Source organism: Hoeflea sp. (genome assembly GCF_984452065.1).
Genome location: NZ_CFHWAF010000220.1, coordinates 1 through 4,423 on the forward strand (window position 1 = coordinate 1; position 4,423 = coordinate 4,423).

The 4,423-nt window shown below is 59.0% G+C and carries 4 protein-coding genes; all 4 read right to left on the reverse strand.

What is annotated here, in order from left to right; all coding sequences use genetic code 11:
• A partial coding sequence (locus tag AC5E6N_RS23470) for a hypothetical protein (RefSeq protein WP_491750074.1) occupies positions 1-1,729 on the reverse strand: 1,729 nt, incomplete at its 3' end.
• A complete protein-coding gene (locus AC5E6N_RS23475) occupies positions 1,726-2,199 on the reverse strand; it encodes a hypothetical protein (RefSeq protein WP_491750075.1) in 474 nt (157 codons plus the stop codon). The genes AC5E6N_RS23475 and AC5E6N_RS23470, both read right to left, overlap by 4 nt.
• Before the next feature lie 95 nt (positions 2,200-2,294).
• Positions 2,295-2,768, reverse strand: coding sequence for a hypothetical protein (locus AC5E6N_RS23480; RefSeq protein WP_491750076.1), 474 nt, complete (start codon positions 2,766-2,768; stop codon positions 2,295-2,297).
• A 208-nt stretch (positions 2,769-2,976) separates the two neighbouring features.
• Positions 2,977-4,041: a Glu/Leu/Phe/Val dehydrogenase dimerization domain-containing protein gene (locus tag AC5E6N_RS23485; protein WP_491750077.1), complete on the reverse strand. Its 1,065-nt coding sequence runs from the start codon at positions 4,039-4,041 to the stop codon at positions 2,977-2,979.
• Between the last annotated feature and the right edge of the window lie 382 nt (positions 4,042-4,423).

Genomic DNA, 4,423 nt, shown 5'->3' on the forward strand with positions numbered 1-4,423 from the left:
GGCTTCCATCATCGTCCCCCGGATAGTAGCTGACATCGCCGACATCCGGATCGCCGTCGACCAGATCGCCGGCCCGCATCGGCCTGCCGAAGAAGTCGATCTTCATCCCCGGGTCGTAATGCGGCGAGGCGGGGGCAAGGAAGCCAGTCGGGGAGGGCGCCGACGGCGGATCAATGGCGCGTTCACCCCTTTGCGGCGCAGGGTAGACCCGCGGCACATAGGCATAGATCGACCTCGATTTAGGCGAATAGAAGAATGTACCGTCATCCAGTTCGATGCGCTTGAAGGCATGCCCGTCCTCACGCACGATCGGGGCGTTGTCGATCGCCTTGTGGTCCACGGCGATTTGCCATTCGCCACCCCTGCCGTCGCGGATATTGAAGTAGTGCGCCTCATCATCGACCAGATAGGAGGGGTCCGAAGGATCGACGGTGAAGCCCCGCAAGGTGATCTCCGAGGGATTCCGGCGGGGCAGGCGATCCCCTTTTTCAAAGTTCTCGGTGAGCGCCCGCAGGCGACCGGTCTTTTGCGGATTGAGCATTTCGTCGAAGCGGTCCGGATCAACGCCGCGCCCGGTCGCGAAGCGGCGCGCCTCTTCAATCAGCAAGTCGAAGGTGAAATCTTCTTCGCCATGGCGCTCGGCCATGTGGCGGGCAAAATCCGCTGCCAGATCACCGGCCGGCTCGCCGACGGCAAGACTGCCTGCCACGCCAGCGACAACGCCTGTCGCAAGGAGTGCCCAGGGGGCGAGGGTAACACCGACAGCGCCGGCGAGCACGGTAGCGGCTCCAACCGCCGCCGCACCGGCTGCACTCCCACCGACCGTCTCGGACGCAAAACGCACAATGGTCTTGAACGCCTCTTCTTCATTGCCGGCCTTCAGATGGTCCCGAACCTCCCTGGTAACAAGGCCGATCTCGGCCACGTTGGCCGCGCCTCCGAGCCTTCGTACGGTCTCTTCCAGTGCAACGCCACTGATGCCGACGATGCCGAGATTCTTTCCCTCTTTTGCCGTAAAGACGCGCCTGCCGTCTTGTATTCTGATCGCCTTCCGCGCCTTCCCAATATAATCCTCGAGCAGTTCCAGCTTGAGTTTCTCGACGCGCTCGGGTTTCTTCCGGCCCATCTTGGAATTGGCCTCGGCCTTGAGCCTGTCCTTGATTTCCGACAGTCTCAGACCGTATGCGTCCGGCAGGTCGTGTACCGACAAATGATCGAAAACCCCCGCGAGCTGCGCCGTCGTCATTCGCCCGTTGAGGACTTCCTGCACGTAAACCTGGCTGAGGCCCGCGTAGGACGTGTGGTTGGGATTGACGAATTCCTGCTTGACCATTGTGCGATAGTCCGCCCAGTCGGCATCCCGGCCAACCATCGCATAGTGTTGGCGGTCGTGGCGCCTGTCATGCAGAAAGGCAAACGCCGCGATGTCGGATCTTTGCCCCGGCTTGACCGTCTGCCTTGGACATCGGGCAAATTTGTCCCTGACGGATTCAAACGCGCCGTCCTTCTTGAACTGCTGATGTATTGTGGCGCCATTGGCTTTCAGCCACACCTCAACCGCATCGCGTTTACGTTTTGTTCTCATCTCGTTTATAGTTTCGCGCAAGACTATAATATGCGTATGCTTACCCTTGAACGGTCCCAGTGGGTCAAACCCGTCCGGCAAATCAGGAAGATGGGCCAGCTTGTAGAGTTCCTCAAGCGGATTCGTGTCAATAAGAAAGTTCATTGACGGCCTCCCTCGACCCACCTGCTGCCCAGTAGGTATTCAATGGCTTCCTGACCGAAAAGATCATCCATCATGCCATTGCCGCACATTTCAATAACCGCCGCAGGGCGAAGCAGAGCAAAGTCATCGACGCCGGGAAGGTGCTTCATGGCGTACCATTTCATGAAATAGTTCGACACATCGTTCCTCTTGTCATCTTCCTCCGGCCACTCATAGCCGGCTGCTTCCTCCTCCTCAGTCGGCACGCGCAGATTGGCAAAGGCGTCCCACGCCTCAGGCATGGACTGGCAGGTGCGGATGAAGCGGAAACAGTCTTCCAACGTTATCTTCCTGTCGGGATCGGTTTCGAAATAGTAGTCCTCGTGCTTACCCTCGCTAAGGGCCCGCTCTGTGCGTTCTCTCTCCATGCGGACTAGGTCGTCTTCCCACCAGTATCGCTCCCGCCACGGGGTTTGGTCTTCGTCACTCATATCCTGATCCTTTCAGCAGGCGACAGTCGCGCGGCTTTAAGCCGGCGTCGATCATTTCAACCGTGCATTTTATGTGTTCTTATCGAGAAGGAAGTTCATGCCTCACCCCTCTCGATGTAATCGTCATCGAGCATATAATCGATGGCCTCCGGACCGAAGAGATCATCGATCAATCCGTTGCCGTACATTTCTACGACAGCGGCGGGACCCAGCAGAGCGGAGTCGTGGACGCCAGGGTGGTGCTTCATGGCGTACCATCTAAGAAAGTAGTTCGACACATCGTTCCTCTTGTCATCCTCCTCCGACCATTCATAACCCGCCGCTTCTTCCTCTGGCGTTGGCAGGTGGATATTCGCAAGCGAATCCCAAACCTCCGGCATGGATTGGCAGGTGCGGATGAAGCGGAAGCAGTCTTCCAACGTGATCTTCCTGTCGGGATCGGTTTCGAAATAGTGGTCCTCGTCCTTGCCCTCGCTAAGGGCCCGCTCTGTGCGTTCTCTCTCCATGCGGACAAGATCGTCTTCCCACCAGTATCGCTCCCGCCACGGGGATTGGTCTTCGTCACTCATATCCTGATCCTTTCAGCAGGCGACAGGCTCGCCTGCCTCGAAGCCGGCGCCGGCCAATTCAATCCTGCATTGCAGAAGCGTAGTATGGGGAATTCTTTTGTCACTCTCAAGCAAAAAGTGAACAGAAAGGGAACAAGATTACAAATACAGCCGCTCATTCGCCGCGACGCGGCATGAGGGGATGGGACTTTCGGCGGTGTTGAAAGGCTCAGACGTCGCGTGACGACAGGCGCTCCTCCGCCATGCGATCGGCGATCACGTCGGTCGGCGCGGACTCGGCCCGGCGGAAAATGGTCGTCAGTGTTTCGCCGATATTGCGCACGGTGGTTTCAAGGACTTCATCCTCAACATCGTGCAGGGCGAGTGCGATGACGCCGCCGGCATTGATCACATAGTCGGGCGCGTAAAGGATGCCGCGTTCGGCAAGCGCCGCACCATCCCCGGGCTCGGCAAGCTGGTTGTTGGCGGCGCCGGCGACGATGGGCGCGCCAAGCTCGGGGATCGTCACCGCGTTGAGGCCGGCGCCGAGGGCGCAAGGCGCAAAAACATCCACCTCGACCTTGTGCGCGTCCTCGGGGTTCACCGATCCGGCCGAGAAAGCATCGATGGCATTTTGGACGGCCTTTTCATTGATGTCTGAGACAACAAGGTCCGCGCCCGCATGATGCAGAAAGCGGGCAAGGGTGAAGCCGACATTGCCGAGGCCCTGGAGCGAGACCGTGCGGCCATGCAGGTCGTCGGAGCCGAATTTATGGCGCAGGGCGGCCTGGATGCCATTGTAGACGCCGAGCGCCGTATAGGGCGAGGGATCGCCACGATGGGTTTTCGATGTGCCGCGCACATGTTCCGTGGCGCCGCCGATGGATTCCATGTCGGCCGGCGTCAGCCCGACATCCTCGCCGGTTATGTAAAGGCCGCCGAGCGCATCGACCTTCTGGCCGAAGGCGTGCATGAGTTCGGGTGTCTTGTGCAGCTTCGGATCGCCGATGATCACGGCCTTGCCGCCGCCAAAATCGAGCCCGGCCATCGCATTCTTGTAGGTCATGCCGCGTGACAGGCGCAGCGCATCGGTCAGCGCTTCCTGGGTATTGGCGTAGGGCCACATGCGGCAGCCGCCCATGGCCGGACCGAGCCGTGTGTCATGGATGGCGATGACCGTATAAAGCCCGGTCTGCGCATCATGCCCGAAAACAATCTTCTCATGGCCGTCAAATTCCGGATGATCGAAGGCGGTCGTTTCGTCCTGCCTGGATGTCGAGGATGCAAGCTCCATCTGAATTCTCCCGCGGCCCACCGTTGCCGCCGCAATTCACCCGTTGCCCGTCGACTCGAATCAACGGGCTTTCGTTCTATTTTATATGATATCGGCACAAGGCGATTTAAAGCTTGCCATGCGCACGGTTTGGTGATCGCGGTTAACGCCCGGGTGACGGATTATTCATTAAGAACAGAAGTTTAACGAAAAAGACGCAGGGCGAGCCTGCGTCTGTGTTCGGCAAAAGGTTCCGGTCAGCCGTTGCGGCGATTGCCGGAAGCGCGCTCCATGCGCGGCTGTACAGCATTGGGCTGGCTGGCACGCGGCAGGGGTTGCACAGCCCGGGGGCTGCTTTGTTGCGTTTGCTTAGAGTATCCATTTTGGTCAAGTGATCTATTTG